The sequence below is a fragment of the Pseudoalteromonas sp. MT33b genome, from assembly GCF_014117385.1.
Taxonomy (GTDB): Bacteria; Pseudomonadota; Gammaproteobacteria; order Enterobacterales; family Alteromonadaceae; genus Pseudoalteromonas; species Pseudoalteromonas lipolytica.
On record NZ_CP059831.1, the window covers coordinates 3,265,734 to 3,285,438 of the forward strand.

Consider the following 19,705-nt stretch of genomic DNA (forward strand, 5'->3'; position numbering starts at 1 on the left):
TTATTTTATTTCGACACGTTGCGAACGCATCACAACATCATCGTTTAACTCAATACCAATGCCGGGTTCTTCGGATACTTGGAAAAAGCCATTTTTAGGTTGTGGGTCTTGAATACATAACTCACGATTCCACTTTTTAATCGCGTAAGTGTGATGTTCATGAATTAAGAAGTTAGGAATAGCTGTTTCTAAATGCAACGATGCCGCTGTTGCAACTGGACCGCCACATACATGCGCTTGAATACGCACATCAAAAATATCAGCGTAATCACAGACCTTTTTCGTCTCGGTGAAACCACCACATAAACCAAGATCTGGCTGAAGCACATCAATGCTTTGATCTTCAAGATAAGGACGTACACCCCAACGATTATACAAGCGCTCGCCACCGGCTATGGGCACTGCAACTTTATCAGCGACTTTGGCATGCAATGAATGGTTTAGGTAGTTCACTGGCTCTTCATAATACATGCAATCGAATTCTTCGGCGATTTCACCAATTTGAATTGCAGATGTTGCCCCTGGCAAACTATGACATTCAAAAATAATATCAACTTCATCACCCACCGCTTCACGAATAGCCTGCATACGCGCGCGGTATAACTTCATTTCACCACGAGAAATAATATTAGTGCGGTCATAATAAGTATTGCCGTGCTTATCGTATTGGATAGGGTCAACTTTCACTGCATCGTAGCCTTCAGCAATCGCTTTTAATGCCGCTTCTGCATATTCTTCTGGATGAATAAGTGCTTTAAACTCGCTGTCCCAGTCAAACTGTAATTGCGATGCGTAAGTACGAAGTTTGTCGTTAACTTTACCCCCTAGCAATTGATAAACAGGTAAACATAATGCTTTCCCTTTGATGTCCCACAGTGCAGTATCAATCGCACTCATCGCAGCGTAGACAACAGGCCCTCCGCCTAATCCCCAAAAGCTCTCGCGTAGCATTCGTGACCATAGCTTTTCAGTTTGAAACGGGTCATGGCCTATTAAAAAAGCGTCAGCCATTTCTTTGATCATCGCAGCGGCTGCACTGTGACCTAAGTCATAAGCAAGCCCGGCTTCACCAACGCCACTAATACCTTCATCTGTATGAATACGCACAAACACAGGTGTCCAAGCAGGTCTGTCTGGACAATGAATATCGAACACTTCGACGCGATTAACTTTCATGGTTACTCCTTACTGAGCAAAACTAGGATCAAGGCGATAAGCCTTACGCAGCATCGCAGGCCACGCTAATTGGCCTCCAGTACTGCCGCTATGCACGACATTCGCTTGATTATAAATATTATCGATAATAGGTTGAGGCACCGGAATAGCTGTTTGACCACTGGCTTGAATCGCCAATTGAATTTCACAGGCGCGCTGTAAATCATAGAAGCGCATAAATGCATCCCCCACCGTTGGGCCCACCGTTAAACCGCCATGATTTACTAAAAGCATATGATTTGTAGTGCCTAAATCATCTTGTAAGCGTTTTTTTTCATCCTTGTTCACGGCTAAGCCTTCATAGCCATGGTATGACAGTGACGGCAATGAAAACATCGAGTATTGGCTTAACGGTTGTAAACCTTTTTCTTGCGTTGCTACCGCAATAGTCTCTTTGGTATGAAGGTGGATAACACAATGCGCATCATCGCGCACTTCGTGAATAGCACTGTGAATAGTGAAACCTGCAGGGTTAATTTTAAACGGTGTATCGTCGAGAATATTCCCTTCTAAATCAACCTTCACTAAGTTTGACGCGGTTACTTCATCAAAGCTTAAACCAAATGCATTGACCAAATACTGATTTGTGCCCGGTAAGCGTGCAGATAAATGGGTATAAATTAAATCACCCCAACGAAAATGCTCGACCAAACGATAGCATGCAGCCAAATCTACGCGAAGCTGCCATTCTTGTTCAGATACTTTATTTTTTAAGTCGAGTTTTGGTAAGTCAAACATGGAAAACCTTGTATATGCGACAAGCATAAATAGATGTATAGAAGTCTAAATTACTATTAACCGATGATCAATAGCTGATACAAAAAGGCCACATCAATTGATGTGGCCTTTTTTATTAAATGTAGCGGATTATTTAACTTGTGATAAATAATCTGCAATTGCTGCCATTTCTTCTTCAGATACGTTCGCAACCATTGCTTTCATCGCAGAAGCCATACCGTTATTACGTGCACCAGACTTAATGTCTTTCATTTGTGCAAGTAAGTATTCTTTATTTTGGCCATTTAGCTTAGGGTATAGCGGCATAATGGGTGCTTTACCTTCTGCACCGTGGCATGTTTGGCAAAGTTTTGCTGTGTATAGCGTCGCGCCATCAGCAGCCATTGTATTGAAAGATAGGCTTGCAGCCATTGCAAGGCCAGCCCCACATAGAATTTTAGTTATCTTGCTCATTTGTATCTTCTCTTTTTAACGGGTTAGAAAACATTTTCTTTAGTGTAGACCATGATTTAACAATATTGCACCCAAATTGCCCCCGAAAAATTGTTACAGCAACCTAAATGCTATGCAGTTATGCGGGTTACCATATTAAATCATCAGGCACTTCAAAATCAGCATAGGGATCATCTTCATCCTTTTGCTTATCTTCAGGTTCGACATGGAACACTATATATTCTTCGCTAACTTCAGCGACTTTTCGAGCTGGTTCATCTTCCAGAACAAAAAATTGGCCTTCTAAAACACAAATTGCTAAGCGACCACCCGCTAACGCTTTTTGTGTTTTTTCATTTACGTCGAGCTCTTTCACTTTATTTTCATAAGTGAAATTAAAGGTGCGATCGCCACGGATCTCATCCTGATTATTATGCTCTAAAATTTGTTTAACGCGAGCAACTTGCTCACGTTGTTTTTGCTCTTCCAAACGCGCTTTATTTAGTTCATCTGCTTTTTTCTGCTGCTCGAGCTTGGTTTGCTCAATGTGCTTTTGCAAATCACTTGGGTTACTGGTAGCCCCTTTCTTTTTTTTCTTTTGCTGCTTACGTTTTTCAGTTTTAGCTACTTTCGCTTGGTGCGAGGTAGTGAGCCCAGCTTTAAGTAGCTGATCTTGTAATGAACCCATCACTAAATTCCAATAATTAAAATGCGTATAAGGGCTATTTTAATCAGCTATGCAAACAAATAACAGTACTGAACCCATTTGAATCTTTGCTATTTATATTATTACACGCAGATTAACACGCGATGAAATCATGACACTTTGATTTAACGCAATATTTCTTACTTTAATCATTATGATACTTGTAAAATTACTCGCACTCTATAAGCTAATACTTTTTCTTCACGGAGCTAAAAATGCAGCTGCGACATTTGTTACTTTGCTCTGTATTTATTTTCTTTGTTTTATACGCACCCCAGCCCTTACTTGGATTATTTGCTCGCCATTTTTCTGTGTCGCCAGCCGCCGCCGGCAGTTTAATGACAGCCACAATGCTCCCGCTAGCAATCGCTCCATTAGTGTATGGGTTATTTTTAGCAAAGCGTAACCCGCTGGTTATTTTAAAAATCGCTATGGTTATACTGGCTATTAGCTGCGTTATTTTTACCTTTGCGCCGAGCTTTAACGTGTTACTTTTGATACGTTTTATTCAAGGTATTACGCTGCCAGCCGCACTCACCGCGATGACCAGTTATATTGGTGTCACTTACCAAGCCGACCTACTACAGCGTAATATGACCTTGTATATTGGTAGTACGATTGTTGGTGGTTATTTTGGTCGTATGTTAGCGGCCTTATTTACTGATTTTTTAAGCTGGCAAAGCTTTTACTATGTGATAGCGATTGGCTTAGTCTGTCTTGCCTTCGCTATCCCTAAACCCCAAAAGACAACCGCAATTCATACCCCGCAATCGCCCCTTTTATATTTAAAGCAATTAAAAAGCCCATTAGTTTTGAAGCTCTATGGGGCGGTTTTTTGTATGTTCTTTTGCTTTGCAGCGCTGTTAAATTATTTGCCCTTTATTCTGCAAGATAGCTTTGCCATTACTAACACGCGCGAAATCGGACTTGTTTATACTGGCTACTTAGTCGGTGCGCTTGCGTCAATAGCCACCCCTTGGCTACTGAGAAAGTCTTCATCTCCTTGGCGCTTGCTCACTGGGGTATATTTATTTTATAGCCTCACAATGTTGCTGTTGATGAGTCAACAGCTGCTGTTATTTGTCATCGCATTTACAGGTTTTTGTGGCGCTATGTTTGTGATTCATTCAAGTGCTGCACCATTGGTTAATAAAATTAGCACCGCCCCTGCCAGTGTGACGAATGGGGGCTATGTATCGTTTTATTACAGTGGTGGTGCACTTGGTTCACTGTTACCGGGGCTGATATACCAGCAACATGGTCAAGTTGCCTTTATGGCAGTACTGCTGCTGGTATGTTTAATAGGGCTCGCGTTGGTTTATTTAGCAGGAAGGAATACGACTCGAGGCTGATGCCCTGTACTGGCAAAGAAGCGTTCTAAGTCGTCTTTTTTCATTAACCAAGTCGCGGTGTTCTCAAACGGATGGCAATGAAAAAGCGCATTAAACCAGATTTCTTGATCAAGCCACAACGTGACATTATTTTGTTTGTCGTTTAAAAGTGCCAGCATAGATACACAGCCAGGCGGCACTTTTAAATAACGTGCAAGCCGCTCATCTGAGGCAAAACCTATCCGCGAAAGTCCTTGCTGCTTTGCAATCGCTTTTAAATCAAGCTGTTTGTCGTGGGCTGTTATCACCAAAAAATGACGTTTACCTTCGTTATCACGCAGAAATAAGTTTTTCAGTCGCGTACCAGGCCTATCAACCATAAACGTATCAGCATCGAGGCTGCCATGTAATGGTGGGTGTTCTATTTCTTCGTATTCAATAGCGAGCTGAGCAAGTGCCGCTGCCAGCTTGGTTTTATCGGCATACATTTACAAACAACGTCCTCGTAATTGCACACTCAAATCACGCCATAATACTTCGTCAATTACATGTTTGTCGTCGCAATACGAACGCTCTTTGAGTTCTTCATTTAATAATTCAACAGCTTGATCTTCTAACAGTAATTTTAAGTTGCTCGACTCTTCAAAGTACTCTTGCTCGGCAAAGTCTTTAAATTGTCGACGCGTCATCGGCTTATCTAAATTAATAGGCTTTCGGCCTTGCGCTTTTACTGACACAACATAAGCAAAAATTTTATTTCCCTGCTCATCATTTTTTCCATAAAACTGTTTGTTATTAATTTCAAAAGGAGGGGCGTCCCCTTGGCTTGCGCAACCAGCTAATAAAACAACCAAAAGCGATGCTATTTTTTTCATTATTGGATAAGCCTTGAACAGTAGATGCGACCTAGTCTATCAAAAATAAAAGCGGAGGGTAAAAATTCGATCATTTTTTAAAAAACACTTGACCGCGAATGTAAAAATAATTAAAGTTCACCCCGCTTAGGACGTAAGACTTAAGCATCCTGTATTTAGGAATGTGGGGCTATAGCTCAGCTGGGAGAGCGCCTGCCTTGCACGCAGGAGGTCAGCAGTTCGATCCTGCTTAGCTCCACCACCTTCCTACTTTTCTTAGGCACTCTGCCAAATTTAATATCAAATTTAATATCAAACTTATCTAAAAAAATTATCTAGTTTATCCGTTATTTTTTGCCGTCTTAATTTTATTCACATAAAAAAAAGCCGAGCAGAGCCCGGCATTTTCATGTTTTATTTTGTGTAAATAATTACTCGCGAATTTGACCTTCGCCGTTCACTAGGTATTTTTCTGTCGTGAGTGACTCTAAGCCCATTGGGCCATAAGCATGCAGCTTGGTTGTTGCAATACCAATCTCTGCACCTAAACCTAATTGCGAGCCGTCAGAAAAACGAGACGATGCATTAACCATAACCACTGAAGCATCTACACTACGTTGGAATAACTGCGCAGCAGCTTGGTCTTTTGTACAGATCACTTCTGTGTGGTTAGAACCGAATTTAGCAATGTGGTCAATCGCACCCGCGAAATCAGGAACAACTTTAATCGCGATTTCTAAATCGAGGTACTCTTCACCAAACTCATCGTCGCCCAGTACAGTCGCGTTGTCAAAATACGCTGCGGCTATTGCGTCTGCATTCACTTTTACGCCTTCTTGACGCAGTACCACTGCACATAAGTTTAAAAACTCATCAGCGATATCTTGGTGAACAACTAAACCTTCAAGTGCATTACACACGCCTGTACGCTGCGTTTTACCGTTAAGTAATAGATTAATAGCCACATTTAAGTCGGCGTCTTTATCTACATAAAGATGACATACGCCTTTAAAATGCTGAATAACAGGAATCGTACTGTTTTCTGTTACAAAGTTAATTAGGCCTTCACCACCACGTGGAATGATTAAGTCAATGGTGTCACGTTGCTGCATCAGCTCCATGAGTAAACCGCGGTCTGGGTCTGGAATCACCGAAATTAACGCTGTTGGCAGGCCATGCTTTTCTAATACTTTGTGCATCACACTGGCAATCGCTTGCGAGCTTTTAAGCGCTTCTTTACCACCGCGTAATATGACACCGTTACCTGATTTGAAACACAATGCACCCGCATCCGCTGTTACATTAGGACGCGCTTCGTAAATCATACACACCACACCTAAAGGCACACGCATTTTACTGATCTTAATGCCATTCGGGCGCTCAGTAATTTCACGTAGTTGACCCACAGGATCGTCAAGGCTAACAATTACCTCAATCCCTTCAGCCATGGCTTCGATACGCTCATCATTTAACGTTAAGCGATCAATCATTGACCCAGGGAGATTATTATCACGCGCCGCAGCTAAATCGCTTTCATTTTCTTTGATAATGAACGCTTTACTTTCACGAAGTGCCTGTGCCATCTCAGTTAAAACCTGATTTTTAGTGGCTGTATCCAGTAAGGCTAGCTGGGTAGCAGCGTGTGCTGCTTGGCTCGAAATATCCGTAATTAAACTCATGACTTCTCCAATAATGCGATATCTTTCTCTGAAACAACGGGGCCAATTGAATCCTGCATTTTCTCGCTAAATTCACTTTGCTCGTTGTCAGCTATAAAACTTAATAAACAGCTACTGTAATTCGCTGTTGCTTTTGCTAGGCGCGTACCATCGTCACTGCGTACTAAAATAGTATCGCCTACGCCAAATTCTCCGTGTACCGCAAGAATTTCATCACTGCGAATACACCCATTTTCTCGGTTTGATGATTCATTAATTGAACCTTCAACCACAACTTCACCTTGCTCATTGGCAGTGTGAGTCATCCAATGCACCGCTTCTTGCATTGGTTTTTCGTATGGGGTGAAAATAGTGCCTGGATTATCACCTGCTAATAAACGGTTAAATGTTTCTTCTTTAAACCCGTTTAAAATATAGGTGGTGATACCATGTGAAGTCGCTTTTTCTGCTGCTTCTATTTTCGTTTTCATACCGCCAGTACCTACAGCACTGGTTGCACACCCAGCCATAGCATAAATTGATTCATCAATGCTTTCGATTTCAGGTAATAAGACAGCGTCCTCATGTAAATTAGGGTTCTTGTCATATAAACCATCGACATCTGAGAAAATCATCAAGGCATCCGCATCTGCCGCAGCCGCAACCATGGCTGATAAGTTATCGTTATCACCTACTTTTAAATCGTCGGTTGTTACCGTGTCATTTTCATTAATGATGGGCAATACACCGTGCTCAAGTAAAGTAAATACTGTTTCTCTAATACTTGTATAGCGTTCACGGTCTCGCAAATCACCATGCGTTAATAAAATTTGCGCCGATGGGAAATCAAAAAAGCGATCCCACATGGCCATCATTTCTGTTTGGCCAGCCGCTGCCATTGCCTTTTTCATCGTCACAGAGCGTTGCTCTTGCTCTGGGAATAAATGCGAACCAGCAGCCACCGAACCTGACGATACTAAAATAACTTCGATACCTTGCGCTCGACAACGAACGATGAACTGTGCAATGGTCAGTAAATAACGAGAACGACACCCATCTTGATCAGGTGCGATTAAGGCGCTACCAACTTTTAGTACTATACGTTGCCATTTAAACTTTTGCATAACTGTTCAACTTTCCATTTTACTATCTGTTCAGTGTCAAAATGCCACTGATTAAAAGACTCACGTTTAGCCGAGCTAAACGCACTGATCATAATTAATCTGTCAAACCACTTATCTGAGCACACAGCTAAGCCACGCAAGTAATGCGATTAGATATAGCACAACTTTTATTCAGTCAGTAGACCAAACGGTTATAAACCATAAGTTGTTATAAAAAGATAAGTGTTGTTTATGTATCGCTGTAAAAAGCTGTGTGCGGCTTTTATTAATAACAACATACATAGAGCCTATACAGTCTGGTACACCAACAGATAGGGTGTAGACTGTATGACCGAGATTTAGCTGCCACGATGGGAACTAAACATTGACCAGACAATGAACTTATATTCTATTCAACACGTAATAAATACACACTGAATAGGACCAAGCTCATTTCTATTTAATTAGAAAACAAAGTGTAAAATACACACTTAGCTCGCCAAACAATTGATTAAATAGAGCTTGAGCTCTAAGTAGAAAGGGTTTTCGTTACCAATCATTTAGATATCAAATTGTTTGAACACGAAATATAATACGGTAAACATAGGGGTAAGATCAAGTCTGAAAAGCAATCATACCTTTTATACTTACCATAACCTTGAAAAATAGAGCTCAAATAACAAACAGTTAAGACCTAGCATTTATCACTTAATGATTTTTTATCAACTTTTAAAGATTTTGTTGTCGAAAGCAGCCCAAAAAGTAGTAATAACGACTAAAATCGTATGTGAAGCAACAAGTTTGCTTGTGTCTATGACGGTGAGTAGGCTTTAATAGGTAAGCAATTTTATTTAAAAGTTAACGACTGTTTATCGTTTTCAAACGCGATTACCTATCTCGTTGGTGTTTTTAAATAGTAGTAACTAAAGGATACTTTATTCTATGTCAGCAATTTATATAGCAGGGATCGCCTTGTGCTCTGTGTTAGCACAGTGGATAGCCTGGGCGTTTCGTGTACCCGCTATTTTATTTTTACTACTAACGGGTTTATTACTTGGCCCATTTAGCGGCATTTTAAACCCCGATGCCTTACTCGGCGACTTGCTTTTCCCTGTCGTGTCATTGAGTGTTGCAGTGATCCTTTTTGAAGGCTCCTTAACGCTTCATTTTCGAGAGTTAAAAGGCATAGGCAAAGTTGTTCGAAACCTATGCTCCATCGGTATGATCACCACCTGTTTAATTATAAGCCTCAGTGCCTATTGGATTTTAGAACTAAACTGGCGTGTTGCAGCAGTTCTGGGGGCAGTATTAGTGGTTACCGGCCCTACGGTTATTGCCCCTTTATTAAACTCAATGCGGCCTACGCAAGATATCGACCGTATATTACGCTGGGAAGGTATTGTTATTGACCCCATTGGTGCCTTGTTTGCAGTGCTTGTATTTGAAGCCGTCATGCTTGTTGGTCAGGGCGAAGTACTCAGCCACACGATCATTGCTTTATTCAAGACCTTAGGCGTTGGTTTAACAATCGGTGTCGTCGCTGGCTGGTTAACAACCCTACTTATTCGCCGAGAGTGGTTACCGTTCGAACTACATAAGTTTGGCATACTAGCCTTAGTGCTCATTAGTTTCACGGTTTCTAACCACTTAAGCCATGAATCAGGACTACTTGCTGTTACCGTCTTTGGTATATGGCTTGCTAATCAGGACGACTTAGAAATAGACTCTGTGCTTGAATTTAAAGAAGACCTGTCGATGATTCTCATTTCATCCCTGTTCATCTTACTGGCTGCACGTTTGCAGCTATCCGACTTAATGATGCTGCACAGCGACGTGTTTATCTTTTTAGCCATTGTTTTATTTGTGGCGCGTCCTGCGTGTATCGCAATTTCGACGTTTAAAAGTGATTTACCCTTAAAATCTCGTCTCGTCTTATCGTGGATAGCCCCACGCGGTATTGTCGCGGCAGCAGTAGGCTCTGTGTTTGCCCTAAGCATGGTCGAAGCCGGTATCGCGGATGCAGAAAAAATAGTGCCACTTATCTTCACAGTCATTATCGTCACAGTGGTTTTACAGAGTTTAACGGCAACGCCTTTAGCTAAATTATTAAAAGTACGTCAGCCGTCACCTAATACGATTCTTATCATAGGTGCAAACCATGTTGCACGTGCTATCGCCTGTGGTTTAAAAGAACAAAACATTCCTGTTCATTTATCTGACCCCGCGTGGGAAAACTGTCGCATGGCGCGCATGGATGGTTTACCCTGTTATTACGGTAACCCGCAATCAGAACATGCTGAGCGTTACTTACCCCTAACCACAATTAGAAACGTGTTGGCACTGTCGCCAAACCGTCATCATAATGCCTTGGGCGTACAGTATTTTTCTCACCTATTGGATGAAAAAAATGTATTTTCACTGCGCTCATCAACCAACCACGCTAAAGCGAATAAAGACAGTGCGACGTTCTTATCACGACAAATTTTATTTGGTGATAACGGGGCCTATGCTCGTTTAAGTAGCTTAATCGCGAAAGGGGGTAAAGTGAGTGCAACGCGTATTTCTGACGAGTTTAGCTGGGAGCAGTACCAAGAAGTCAACAGTGAAGCAATTCCATTGTTTATTCTAAATGGTGAAAAAGATGATGACGATGATTCACCTATACGTCTTCGCCCTTTCACCACCCACATGGAAAAAACACCTCAAGTTGGTGAACGAGTCGTGGCACTACAGCCTCCTAAACTTTCTGTTTTAAAAGATCCGAATAACGGTAAAAATAAAGAGAAAAAAGAAGACTAATAATAACGATAAGGCCAGCATTTGCTGGCCTTTGTTTATTCAGGTAGACGGGCGCGGGCGACAACGCTGTCGGGCATTTTTTCTGCCAATTTAGCCAGTAACTGTTCTACTTTTTTATGCTGTGCTTTGTCAGCCACCATTGAGTGAAATAACCAACGGTAGGCGTCTTCATAGTCACGAGGGCTGCCATAGCCTTGATTGAATAGGTTAACCAAGCGAATTTGTGCTTTAAGGTTTCCCTGTGCCGACGCTTCTCTGAGGTAGGTGACCGCCATGGCTTTATCTTTCTGCACTAACTGGCCGACATCATAGTAACGGCCAAGCTGCTCGAGTGCCGCTGCAAAACCTTGCTGTGCGGCTTGGCGCATGTAATAAACACCCAGCTCAACATTGCGGTCTACACACACCGCATACGCTAACATATCACCATACAGGAATTGATACGATGGCAACGCCATTTTATTGGCTCGCGCTTCAATATCTTGTACTAGCTGGCAATCATCAGCCTTTACCCGCGCCAAATGTGCATTTTTATTAATTAAGCCAATTAACTCGCTCTCAGTATACAAAGGGACTGCTGTAATAGGCTCTTCAGCCATGGCTAGGCTTGAAAAGAGGAATGTTAAAGGCAATAAAACACGCATCAAAATCACTTAATGAAAATCAGTCTTAGTAAATAATATACAATTTTCATTCCAGAATAAATTTTAGGCACAAAAAAAGCTGCCGAAGCAGCTTTTTTTAAACATATAGTGATTATGCAAACGGGTTGCGTAATACCATTGTTTCAACACGGTCTGGACCTGTTGAGATGATATCAACTGGCACGCCAGTGATTTCTTCGATACGTTTGATGTAGTCAATCGCTGCTTTTGGCAGCTCTTCAACTGAAGTAACACCAACTGTGTTTTCAGACCAACCAGGCATCTCTTCGTATACTGGTGTTACTTTCTCGTAACCTTCAGCAGCTAATGGTGTAACGTTCGTTACTGTGCCATCTTCTAACTGGTAACCAGTACAGATTTTCAGTGTTTCTAAACCGTCTAGTACGTCTAGTTTAGTTAAACAGAAACCTGAGATGCTGTTGATTTGTACTGCACGGCGCATAGCCACTGCATCTAACCAACCTGTACGACGTAAACGACCCGTTGTTGCACCAAACTCATGGCCTTTCTCACCTAAGTGCTTACCTACTGGGTCTTGTTTATCTAGACCGTCGTAAAGCTCGGTAGGGAATGGACCTGAACCTACACGTGTTGTGTAAGCTTTGATGATACCTAATACGTAATCAAGGTGTAATGGACCAAAGCCCGCACCGGTAGCTACACCACCTGCAGTGGTGTTAGACGATGTTACGTATGGGTATGTACCGTGGTCGATATCAAGTAACGTACCTTGCGCACCTTCAAATAAGATGTTGTCGCCCGCTAAACGTGTTTGATCAAGAAGCTCAGTAACATCAACAACCATTGCTTTTAAGATATCAGCGATTGCCATTGCATCGTCAAATGTCTTTTGGAAGTCCACTGGCTCTACTTTGTAGTAATGCTCTAACGTGAAGTTATGGTATTCCAATACCTCTTTAAGCTTACTAGCAAACTGTTCAGGGTTGAATAAGTCACCAACACGTATACCACGACGTGCTACTTTGTCTTCATAAGCTGGACCGATACCACGACCTGTCGTACCGATTGGCTTATCGCCACGTGCTTTTTCACGGGCTAAATCTAATGCAATGTGGAAAGGTAAAATTAGCGGACATGCTTCGCTGATTAATAAGCGTTCACGTACTGGTACGCCACGCTCTTCTAGCATGCCGATTTCTTTCATTAATGCTTCTGGTGATAAAACAACACCATTACCGATCACACACTTAACATTGTCACGTAATACACCCGATGGAATAAGGTGTAAAACCGTCTTTTCACCGTTGATCACCAAAGTATGGCCTGCGTTATGACCACCTTGATAACGAACTACTAAAGATGCTTTGTCTGTAAGGAGGTCAACTACCTTACCCTTACCTTCGTCACCCCATTGGGTGCCTAGTACAACAACGTTTTTACCCATTGCAAATTCACTTAGAAAAAATTAGGACGAGATTTTACCAGAAAACGAGGTGAAAGATCACCCCGTTTAGCTTATTTTTTCTGCGGCTGAACTTTTATCATCTTATTTAATAGCACAATTACAGGCAGAACAGAGGTTTATAAAAACAGACAGTCTATGTTTTAAGCAATCTCAGAAACAAAAAAGCCCCGCAAAATAGGCGGGGCTTTTAGCAGCGACAGTAAATTACTGTGCTTTAGAACCTTTCATGTAATTAAAGAAATCGCTATCCGGTGATAGAACCATCACGTCTTGCTTATCTTTAAAGGTATTTTTGTATGCTTCTAAGCTACGAACAAAGCTAAAGAATTCAGCATCTTTACTGTATGCGTTCGCGTAGATAGCTGCGGCATTCGCATCACCTTCACCGCGCACAGTACGTGCATTTCGCTCTGCATCAGCAAGCATAACGGTGACTCGGCGATCGACTTCTGCACGAATTGTTTCCGCTTTTTCCTGACCTTCAGAACGGTGCTCTTTTGCCACTGCAGTACGTTCAGCACGCATACGTTGGAAAATAGAGCTACTCACTTCTTGTGGTAAGTTAATTTGCTTAACACGCACATCAAGTACTTCGATACCTAACTCTTGCGCACTTTCTGATGCTTGTACTAATGCTTCTTCCATCAGCTCACTTCGCTCACCAGAGACAATTTCTCTGATAGTGCGCGAACCGAAGTTAGTACGCAGTCCGTTATTAACTTTTTGCTTTAGGAGTGTTTCAGCGTATTGCTTATCACCACGAGCACGCAAGTAGAAAGCGCTAAAGTCGTTAATACGCCATTTTACGTACGAATCAACAATTAAGTCTTTCTTCTCGCTGGTTACAAAGCGGTCTGGTGCACCATCTAGCGTTTGAATACGTGCGTCTAAGCGACGTACTTGGCTAAAAAATGGGACTTTAAGATGTAAACCAGGCCCATACACCACCGCGTTATCACTGTCGTCTTTTTGTACTTTGCTGAATAACAGCACAATTGCCTTTTCGCCTTCTTGCACAACAAATACGGCTGAGAACGACAATACAAGAGCAAGGGCGAGTATGACTAAACTAAAGTTTTTCATCTTGTTTATCTCCCCTCATTAAAACGGTCAGTAGCGAAACGATCACCGCTTGGATTAACAGTGCTGTTTCGTGATGTGTTTATCTTATTGCGAAGGTCCTTGATATCACTTGAGCTTGGAAGTGCAACTCGCGTTGCTGTGCCTTGCTTTTCCATGATTTTATCAAGTGGTAAATACAGCATGTTATTGCCACCTTTCACATCGACTAACACTTTAGAGCTGTTACCTAACACTTGTTCCATTGCATCAATATATAAACGCTGACGCGTGACTTCTTTTGCTGCTTGGTACTCAGGTAATAACTTTTCAAAACGTGCCACTTCACCCTGAGCTTCAAGGGTAATACGTTCGCGATACGCTTCTGCTTCTTGTGTCATACGTGTGACTTGACCACGTGCACGCGGTTCAATTTCACGGGCATATGCTTCGGCTTCACGAATAAAACGTTCTTCATCTTCTTGCGCTGCAATCGCATCATCAAAGGCATCTTTCACTTCGCCCGGCGGACGAGAGTCTTTAAAGTTCACATCGCTGACAATAATACCGAGGTTATAAGGCTCGATAATTTTGTTTAGTTCATCCCATGTTTGTTGACGAACTACCTCACGACCTGTTGTGAGTACTTGGTCCATTTTCACATGACCAATGACATAACGCAGTGCACTATCAAGTGCCTGTTGTAAGCTGTGATCAGCATCCGTTACACTAAACTTGTAAAGATGTGGGTCAATTACACGGTACTGAACTTCAAACTCAACATTAACTACGTTTTCATCTTCGGTGAGCATAAACCCTTTTGCTGATAATGAACGAACGGCTTCAATATCAACAGGAATAACACGTTCGATGAACGTCATCTTCCAACGTAAGCCAGGTTCAGCAATACGGTCAAATTGACCAAACTGTAGAACCACACCACGCTCGGCTTCTTTTACGGTGTAAATACCACTCAATGCCCATACGATGACGGCAATGATTAAAATGAAAGAAATGCCTGCGCCACCAAGTCCGCCGCCGTTGTTACCTGGTTTGTTACCACCAAATAAACCGCCAAACTTGCCGGAGAACTTACGCAGTACCTCGTCTAAATCAGGTGGGCCTTGATCTTTACCGCCTTTATTATTCCACGGATCTTTATCATTGCCATTATTACCCGGTTCATTCCAGGCCATAGCTATACTCCATTGTTATCTAAATGAATTAGGTTAAATCTATCAAATATACAGCATTTCTCATACTAAAAATGACAAATGCTGCTGATTTTTAGTTCGCCGCTACAAAAGAATCGAGGTCATGCCCCATTTCTTTTTTCAAACGATTCCATTCCGCCATAGGCAAACGTACTGACAAAAGCCAATTGCCTTGCTCATCAAATTGCTCTTCATGCACAGCATTTAAATTAAATAATGCGGCACGAATACGCCCGTGTTGTGGCGGTAATTTAAGCTCATCGGCAAACATTTTTTTGGCAAGTAACTCATTAATTGCCTCAGACAACAACTCACAACCGACCCCCGTACGTGCCGAAAGCCAAACGCGAATAGGTTGCCCTTCGTCGTTTCTATCTATACGTGGCGCAACGTCATCTAGCGCATCAATTTTGTTATAAACCAATAATTGTGGCACATCGTCTGCCTCAATTTCTTTGAGTACCGATTGCACCTGCTCAATATTTTCTTTACGGCGGGGGTCTGCCACATCAATCACATGAAGCTGTAAATCGGCTTCACGCGTTTCTGTTAATGTTGCTTTAAAGGCAGCCACTAAATCATGTGGTAAGTGGCGAATAAAGCCCACCGTATCGGCCAAAATAACGGGGCCAATGTCTCCAATGTCCAACTTACGTAACGTTGGATCAAGTGTTGCAAACAGCTGATCCGCTGCATACACATCAGAATTTGTTATACGGTTAAAGAGTGTCGACTTACCCGCATTGGTATACCCAACTAATGACACCGTGGGGATTTCATTTCGAGTACGCGCACGTCGCCCCTGCTCACGCTGAACAGCGACTTTATCTAAACGGGCACGAATATTCTTAATTCTTGCACGCAGTAAGCGTCTATCTGTCTCGAGTTGAGTTTCACCCGGTCCTCGTAAACCAATCCCGCCTTTTTGTCTTTCAAGGTGGGTCCAACCACGGATCAAGCGAGTAGAGATATGGCGAAGCTGAGCCAACTCCACTTGAAGTTTACCTTCGTGGGTACGCGCTCGCTGCGCAAAAATATCCAAGATCAAACTCGTACGATCAAGTACACGGCACTGGCAAACGCGCTCTAAATTGCGCTCCTGTGACGGGCTAAGTTGATGATTGAAAATGATGACATCTGCATTGTGGATTTTGACAGTTTCAGCGATTTCTTCTGCTTTTCCGGTCCCGACGAATAGTTTCGGATGTGGTGCTTGACGACTGCCTTGCACAATCGCCAAACTACTAACACCAGCAGAAGATACCAACAACTCTAATTCGTGAAGATCTTCGCGATCCCCCTCTTTAGGTAAGTCGATATGAACTAAAACTGCCTGTTCGCCGGCTTCATAACGGTCAAACAAGCATTACGCTCCTAAATTTAAAAGTTTCCAGCTTCTTGCTCTTCTGCATCATCACTTCCTTGTACACCTTGGAAGTTAACAGATCGCGCTGGAACAACGGTAGAAATAGCGTGTTTATACACCATTTGATTTACGGTGTTTTCTAGTAAAATAACAAATTGGTCAAATGACTGGATTTTACCCTGAAGTTTAATGCCATTAACCAAAAAGATTGATACTGGAATGCGCTCACGACGTAACGCATTCAAAAATGGGTCTTGTAACGACTGGCCTTTTGCCATGTTATTTTCCTTCGTTCTAGGTGTTATTATAATTAAGTAGCTGAACTCATTTAACAAAGCTAAATTTTTTTCAACTACTACTAGCTTAGCGAACTTACTACACGTTGCAAGTTTTCTTCATCACCCGTGGTTAACCAAGTAACATTTGGCCAACCTCTTAACCAAGTTAGCTGTCGCTTGGCTAACTGCCGTGTGGCTGCAATACCACGAAAGACCATTTCATCATAGTCAGTTTCGCCTGCAATGTAATCCCACATTTGTCTATAACCTACGCAACGAATTGATGGCAGATCGGGGTGTAAATCCTTACGTTTATATAGGGATGAAACTTCATTTTCAAACCCCTGGTCGAGCATTATTTTAAACCTTTTCTCAATTCGCTGATGCAATTCACTGCGATCATCAGGTGCAATCGCAAATTGATGGAAAGTATAAGGTAACTCAGGCTGCTTTTGTTTTTGCAGCTCTGTCATTGTTTTACCTGTTATACGATACACTTCGAGCGCACGATTAATGCGTTGTGAATCATTTTCACTCATTTTGCTCGCAGCATCAGGATCAATTTTAATAAGCTCTTTGTGCAAATGCGGCCAACCAAACTGCTTTGCTTCTTTTTCAAGCTCAGCACGTACTTCGGGTGATGCCTCTGGTAGCGGTGATAAGCCATCAAGTAATGATTTAAAATACATCATTGTACCGCCAACCAGTACAGGTACTTTACCTTGCTGATGAAATAGATCAATCTTTTCAATTGCATCGCGACGAAAATCTGCGACTGAATAACTCTCTGCTGGATCAATAATATCAATCAAATGATGTGGCGCTCGCGCTAATTCATCAGCATCGGGCTTAGCCGTGCCAATATTCATATCTTTATATACAAGTGCGGAGTCAACACTGATAATTTCAGTGTTAAGGTGCTCGCACAATGCAATTGCCAGTTCGGTTTTCCCTGCAGCTGTTGGTCCCATTAAAAAAATGACGGGTAAGTTATTCAAGCCTGATTACCTTGCTTCGTTTAAAAACTGAGATAGTTCTATTTTAACTGCTTTTTCACGCAAACGTTGCATTGTTTGTGGATTATTTTCTAGTCGCGATATTTGTTCCAAAAAGACTTGGCTTGCAAAATACCGGGTCGGTATTTGGCTATCAAGCCAAATAAGCCAACCGTCTAATGTGCTATCAACACTCTGACAGGCACTAATAAGTCGTGCTATTGCATCACTCACATCTAATAAATACAAACAGGGCGGCAGTTTTTTCACCATCACAAAATGTTTTTCAATAACGAGGTCAAACCCTAATAACGTAAACCAAGATTGCTGCGCATTAAGCGCATTGACGTCATCATCACTCACATTAACACGCACAGGCAACAGCAATGCTTTGCCTTCAAGGTTTCCTGCTTGTTCAACCTGAGTGTGCCAGTCGAGGCTCAGTGCATGCTTAAAGTGAGCTGCAAATAACTGGTTATCTTCACAAAATACACACTGCCCCTCTTGCACATGGATAAGCTGGGTCAATGCGGGTTGTGTATCGGTTACCGCTGCAACACTGGGCTCAGGGCTAACACGGTCAAAATGTGCCGCGTGTTGCTCGCTAATTCCTTGATAAAACGCATTAACATCGTGATGAGTCGTTTTAGTTCGGGGCTCACTTGGCGCACTGCCCCCTGCACGCGATGCCCCACCCGACGATGAATACGAAGGGTGACGCGTTGGCTGTAATGCCGACTTAGGGTAATCATACTGCTCAGAATAGCTTGTAGCAGGGCGACTCACTGGCAACGTACTTGATTGAGTGAAATTAAGTGGCGTGTCTGCAACAGAGTGCGTGTTATTAACACCTGACTCAAAATCGACGTCATGCTGAAGCGGCACGACCACTTGTTTAATCGCTTGTAGAATAAAATCATGAACCAAGCGCCCTTGGTGAAAACGCACTTCGTGTTTGGCCGGGTGCACGTTAACGTCAACTTGGCGCGGGTCAATATCAATATAAATAACGAAGCCTGGTAGCTCCTCAGACCCTGCGACCTCTTCAAAGGCCTGACGAATTGCATGCAGAATCAACTTATCGCGCATCATGCGATTATTTACATAGGTGTACTGCGTACTGTTGCTTGACCCTACAGGTAAAACCCAACCTCGCAGCATCAGCCCCGCTTCACCAGATTGAATATGTAAAGCGTGCTCGCTAAATGCTTTACCAGCGACTTGCGCAACACGGGTAATCGCATCCTCAGGGTTTGGTTTAGCACGGTACTGACGCACGACCTTGGCATTATGCGTTAACGTAATCGACACATCGAAGCGGCTTAAAGCGATTCGCTTAATGAGCTCATCAATATGCGAAAACTCGGTTTTTTCGGTGCGTAAAAATTTACGTCGTGCTGGGGTGTTAAAAAATAAGTCTTTCACCTCAATGGTAGTGCCATCGGGGTGGGCTGTTGGCTTGACTTGCACCGCCATATCACGGCCTTCAGCAAACGCTTGCCATGCAGCCTCTTGCTCTTTTGGCTTCGAGCTCAATGTCAAACGTGATACTGAGCTGATCGAGGCCAGCGCTTCACCACGAAAACCCAGCGAACAAATATTCTCCAGATCATCGAGTGACTTTAACTTACTGGTTGCGTGGCGAGATAGTGCCAATGTGAGCTCATCTTTATTAATACCCGAGCCATTATCTCGAATCCGAATAAGCTTATGACCACCACGTTCAATATCTATTTGGATTCGCGTCGCACCGGCATCCAAACTATTTTCAACCAGCTCTTTAACGACTGACGCGGGACGCTCAACCACTTCACCCGCTGCAATTTGGTTAGCCAGTCGCGCGGGTAATATTTCTATACTCATAGT

18 protein-coding genes and 1 tRNA gene are annotated in these 19,705 nt (G+C 42.6%); 3 read left to right on the forward strand and 16 right to left on the reverse strand.

The features are described 5' to 3' along the window. The 4 genes from H3302_RS14720 to H3302_RS14735 all read right to left on the reverse strand — a co-directional run bounded on the left by H3302_RS14720 (window position 1) and on the right by H3302_RS14735 (window position 3,073). The gene (locus H3302_RS14720) at window positions 1-1,176 is read right to left on the reverse strand and encodes a mandelate racemase/muconate lactonizing enzyme family protein (protein ID WP_182395746.1); all 1,176 of its coding nucleotides are present in this window, start codon (window positions 1,174-1,176) and stop codon (window positions 1-3) included. Window positions 1,177-1,185: 9 nt separating this feature from the next. Further along, the gene (locus H3302_RS14725) at window positions 1,186-1,953 is read right to left on the reverse strand and encodes a class II aldolase/adducin family protein (RefSeq protein ID WP_036973338.1); all 768 of its coding nucleotides are present in this window, start codon (window positions 1,951-1,953) and stop codon (window positions 1,186-1,188) included. Window positions 1,954-2,082: 129 nt separating this feature from the next. After that, entirely contained in the window at window positions 2,083-2,406 is a 324-nt protein-coding gene (locus tag H3302_RS14730; protein ID WP_036973339.1) for a c-type cytochrome, read from the reverse strand. A gap of 127 nt (window positions 2,407-2,533) precedes the next feature. Beyond that, entirely contained in the window at window positions 2,534-3,073 is a 540-nt protein-coding gene (locus tag H3302_RS14735; RefSeq protein ID WP_036973340.1) for a DUF2058 domain-containing protein, read from the reverse strand. Window positions 3,074-3,306: 233 nt separating this feature from the next. On the opposite strand from H3302_RS14735, the gene H3302_RS14740 reads away from it, so the two are divergent. Further along, window positions 3,307-4,443, forward strand: a complete 1,137-nt coding sequence (locus tag H3302_RS14740; RefSeq protein ID WP_182395748.1) for an MFS transporter — start codon at window positions 3,307-3,309, stop codon at window positions 4,441-4,443. Here the strand turns inward: H3302_RS14740 and H3302_RS14745 are convergent. Beyond that, window positions 4,410-4,910 carry a prolyl-tRNA synthetase associated domain-containing protein gene (locus H3302_RS14745; protein ID WP_036973342.1) on the reverse strand — a complete coding sequence of 167 codons (501 nt, stop codon included), beginning with the start codon at window positions 4,908-4,910 and terminating at the stop codon, window positions 4,410-4,412. The genes H3302_RS14740 and H3302_RS14745 overlap by 34 nt on opposite strands. Continuing rightward, window positions 4,911-5,297 carry a hypothetical protein gene (locus H3302_RS14750; protein WP_036973343.1) on the reverse strand — a complete coding sequence of 129 codons (387 nt, stop codon included), beginning with the start codon at window positions 5,295-5,297 and terminating at the stop codon, window positions 4,911-4,913. Between the two features lie 165 nt (window positions 5,298-5,462). Between H3302_RS14750 and H3302_RS14755 the strand changes: the two genes are divergently transcribed. Beyond that, window positions 5,463-5,538, forward strand: a tRNA-Ala gene (locus tag H3302_RS14755). A gap of 169 nt (window positions 5,539-5,707) precedes the next feature. On the opposite strand, the gene H3302_RS14760 is transcribed toward H3302_RS14755, so the two are convergent. Next, window positions 5,708-6,955, reverse strand: a complete 1,248-nt coding sequence (locus H3302_RS14760; protein ID WP_036973344.1) for a glutamate-5-semialdehyde dehydrogenase — start codon at window positions 6,953-6,955, stop codon at window positions 5,708-5,710. Then, window positions 6,952-8,058 (reverse strand): glutamate 5-kinase, encoded by a 1,107-nt coding sequence (proB, locus tag H3302_RS14765; RefSeq protein WP_036973345.1) that lies wholly within the window; start codon window positions 8,056-8,058, stop codon window positions 6,952-6,954. The genes H3302_RS14760 and proB overlap by 4 nt, the downstream gene beginning before the upstream one ends. A gap of 921 nt (window positions 8,059-8,979) precedes the next feature. Between proB and H3302_RS14770 the strand changes: the two genes are divergently transcribed. Beyond that, a complete protein-coding gene (locus H3302_RS14770; protein WP_036973346.1) occupies window positions 8,980-10,836 on the forward strand; it encodes a sodium:proton antiporter in 1,857 nt (618 codons plus the stop codon). Between the two features lie 35 nt (window positions 10,837-10,871). Here H3302_RS14770 and H3302_RS14775 read toward each other — a convergent pair whose 3' ends face one another. The 8 genes from H3302_RS14775 to mutL form a co-directional block, all read right to left on the reverse strand. Further along, on the reverse strand, window positions 10,872-11,480 hold the full coding sequence (locus H3302_RS14775) for a tetratricopeptide repeat protein (protein ID WP_036973347.1): 609 nt from the start codon (window positions 11,478-11,480) through the stop codon (window positions 10,872-10,874). Window positions 11,481-11,592: 112 nt separating this feature from the next. Continuing rightward, window positions 11,593-12,906 carry an adenylosuccinate synthase gene (locus H3302_RS14780; protein ID WP_036973348.1) on the reverse strand — a complete coding sequence of 438 codons (1,314 nt, stop codon included), beginning with the start codon at window positions 12,904-12,906 and terminating at the stop codon, window positions 11,593-11,595. 225 nt (window positions 12,907-13,131) lie between these two features. Then, window positions 13,132-14,010: a protease modulator HflC gene (hflC, locus tag H3302_RS14785; protein ID WP_036973349.1), complete on the reverse strand. Its 879-nt coding sequence runs from the start codon at window positions 14,008-14,010 to the stop codon at window positions 13,132-13,134. A gap of 5 nt (window positions 14,011-14,015) precedes the next feature. Further along, on the reverse strand, window positions 14,016-15,182 hold the full coding sequence (gene hflK / locus H3302_RS14790) for an FtsH protease activity modulator HflK (protein WP_036973350.1): 1,167 nt from the start codon (window positions 15,180-15,182) through the stop codon (window positions 14,016-14,018). A 91-nt stretch (window positions 15,183-15,273) separates the two neighbouring features. Next, a complete protein-coding gene (gene hflX, locus H3302_RS14795; protein ID WP_036973351.1) occupies window positions 15,274-16,563 on the reverse strand; it encodes a ribosome rescue GTPase HflX in 1,290 nt (429 codons plus the stop codon). 17 nt (window positions 16,564-16,580) lie between these two features. Continuing rightward, on the reverse strand, window positions 16,581-16,844 hold the full coding sequence (hfq, locus tag H3302_RS14800; RefSeq protein WP_036973352.1) for an RNA chaperone Hfq: 264 nt from the start codon (window positions 16,842-16,844) through the stop codon (window positions 16,581-16,583). 80 nt (window positions 16,845-16,924) lie between these two features. Then, complete coding sequence (gene miaA / locus H3302_RS14805; RefSeq protein ID WP_036973353.1) at window positions 16,925-17,842, reverse strand: tRNA (adenosine(37)-N6)-dimethylallyltransferase MiaA; 918 nt, start codon at window positions 17,840-17,842, stop codon at window positions 16,925-16,927. A 6-nt stretch (window positions 17,843-17,848) separates the two neighbouring features. Continuing rightward, window positions 17,849-19,702, reverse strand: a complete 1,854-nt coding sequence (gene mutL, locus H3302_RS14810) for a DNA mismatch repair endonuclease MutL (RefSeq protein ID WP_182395750.1) — start codon at window positions 19,700-19,702, stop codon at window positions 17,849-17,851. Window positions 19,703-19,705 lie beyond the last annotated feature (3 nt).

What these genes read in the sequence shown, in the direction of transcription:
- H3302_RS14775 (WP_036973347.1), bottom strand. Translation starts at nt 11,480, where the DNA reads ATGCGTGTTTTATTGCCTTTAACATTCCTCTTTTCAAGCCTAGCCATG.
- H3302_RS14745 (WP_036973342.1), bottom strand. Translation starts at nt 4,910, where the DNA reads ATGTATGCCGATAAAACCAAGCTGGCAGCGGCACTTGCTCAGCTCGCT.
- H3302_RS14740 (WP_182395748.1), top strand. Translation starts at nt 3,307, where the DNA reads ATGCAGCTGCGACATTTGTTACTTTGCTCTGTATTTATTTTCTTTGTT.
- hflC (WP_036973349.1), bottom strand. Translation starts at nt 14,010, where the DNA reads ATGAAAAACTTTAGTTTAGTCATACTCGCCCTTGCTCTTGTATTGTCG.
- H3302_RS14750 (WP_036973343.1), bottom strand. Translation starts at nt 5,297, where the DNA reads ATGAAAAAAATAGCATCGCTTTTGGTTGTTTTATTAGCTGGTTGCGCA.
- H3302_RS14725 (WP_036973338.1), bottom strand. Translation starts at nt 1,953, where the DNA reads ATGTTTGACTTACCAAAACTCGACTTAAAAAATAAAGTATCTGAACAA.
- H3302_RS14730 (WP_036973339.1), bottom strand. Translation starts at nt 2,406, where the DNA reads ATGAGCAAGATAACTAAAATTCTATGTGGGGCTGGCCTTGCAATGGCT.
- H3302_RS14720 (WP_182395746.1), bottom strand. Translation starts at nt 1,176, where the DNA reads ATGAAAGTTAATCGCGTCGAAGTGTTCGATATTCATTGTCCAGACAGA.
- hflK (WP_036973350.1), bottom strand. Translation starts at nt 15,182, where the DNA reads ATGGCCTGGAATGAACCGGGTAATAATGGCAATGATAAAGATCCGTGG.
- H3302_RS14780 (WP_036973348.1), bottom strand. Translation starts at nt 12,906, where the DNA reads ATGGGTAAAAACGTTGTTGTACTAGGCACCCAATGGGGTGACGAAGGT.
- H3302_RS14770 (WP_036973346.1), top strand. Translation starts at nt 8,980, where the DNA reads ATGTCAGCAATTTATATAGCAGGGATCGCCTTGTGCTCTGTGTTAGCA.
- mutL (WP_182395750.1), bottom strand. Translation starts at nt 19,702, where the DNA reads ATGAGTATAGAAATATTACCCGCGCGACTGGCTAACCAAATTGCAGCG.
- hfq (WP_036973352.1), bottom strand. Translation starts at nt 16,844, where the DNA reads ATGGCAAAAGGCCAGTCGTTACAAGACCCATTTTTGAATGCGTTACGT.
- H3302_RS14735 (WP_036973340.1), bottom strand. Translation starts at nt 3,073, where the DNA reads ATGGGTTCATTACAAGATCAGCTACTTAAAGCTGGGCTCACTACCTCG.
- H3302_RS14760 (WP_036973344.1), bottom strand. Translation starts at nt 6,955, where the DNA reads ATGAGTTTAATTACGGATATTTCGAGCCAAGCAGCACACGCTGCTACC.
- proB (WP_036973345.1), bottom strand. Translation starts at nt 8,058, where the DNA reads ATGCAAAAGTTTAAATGGCAACGTATAGTACTAAAAGTTGGTAGCGCC.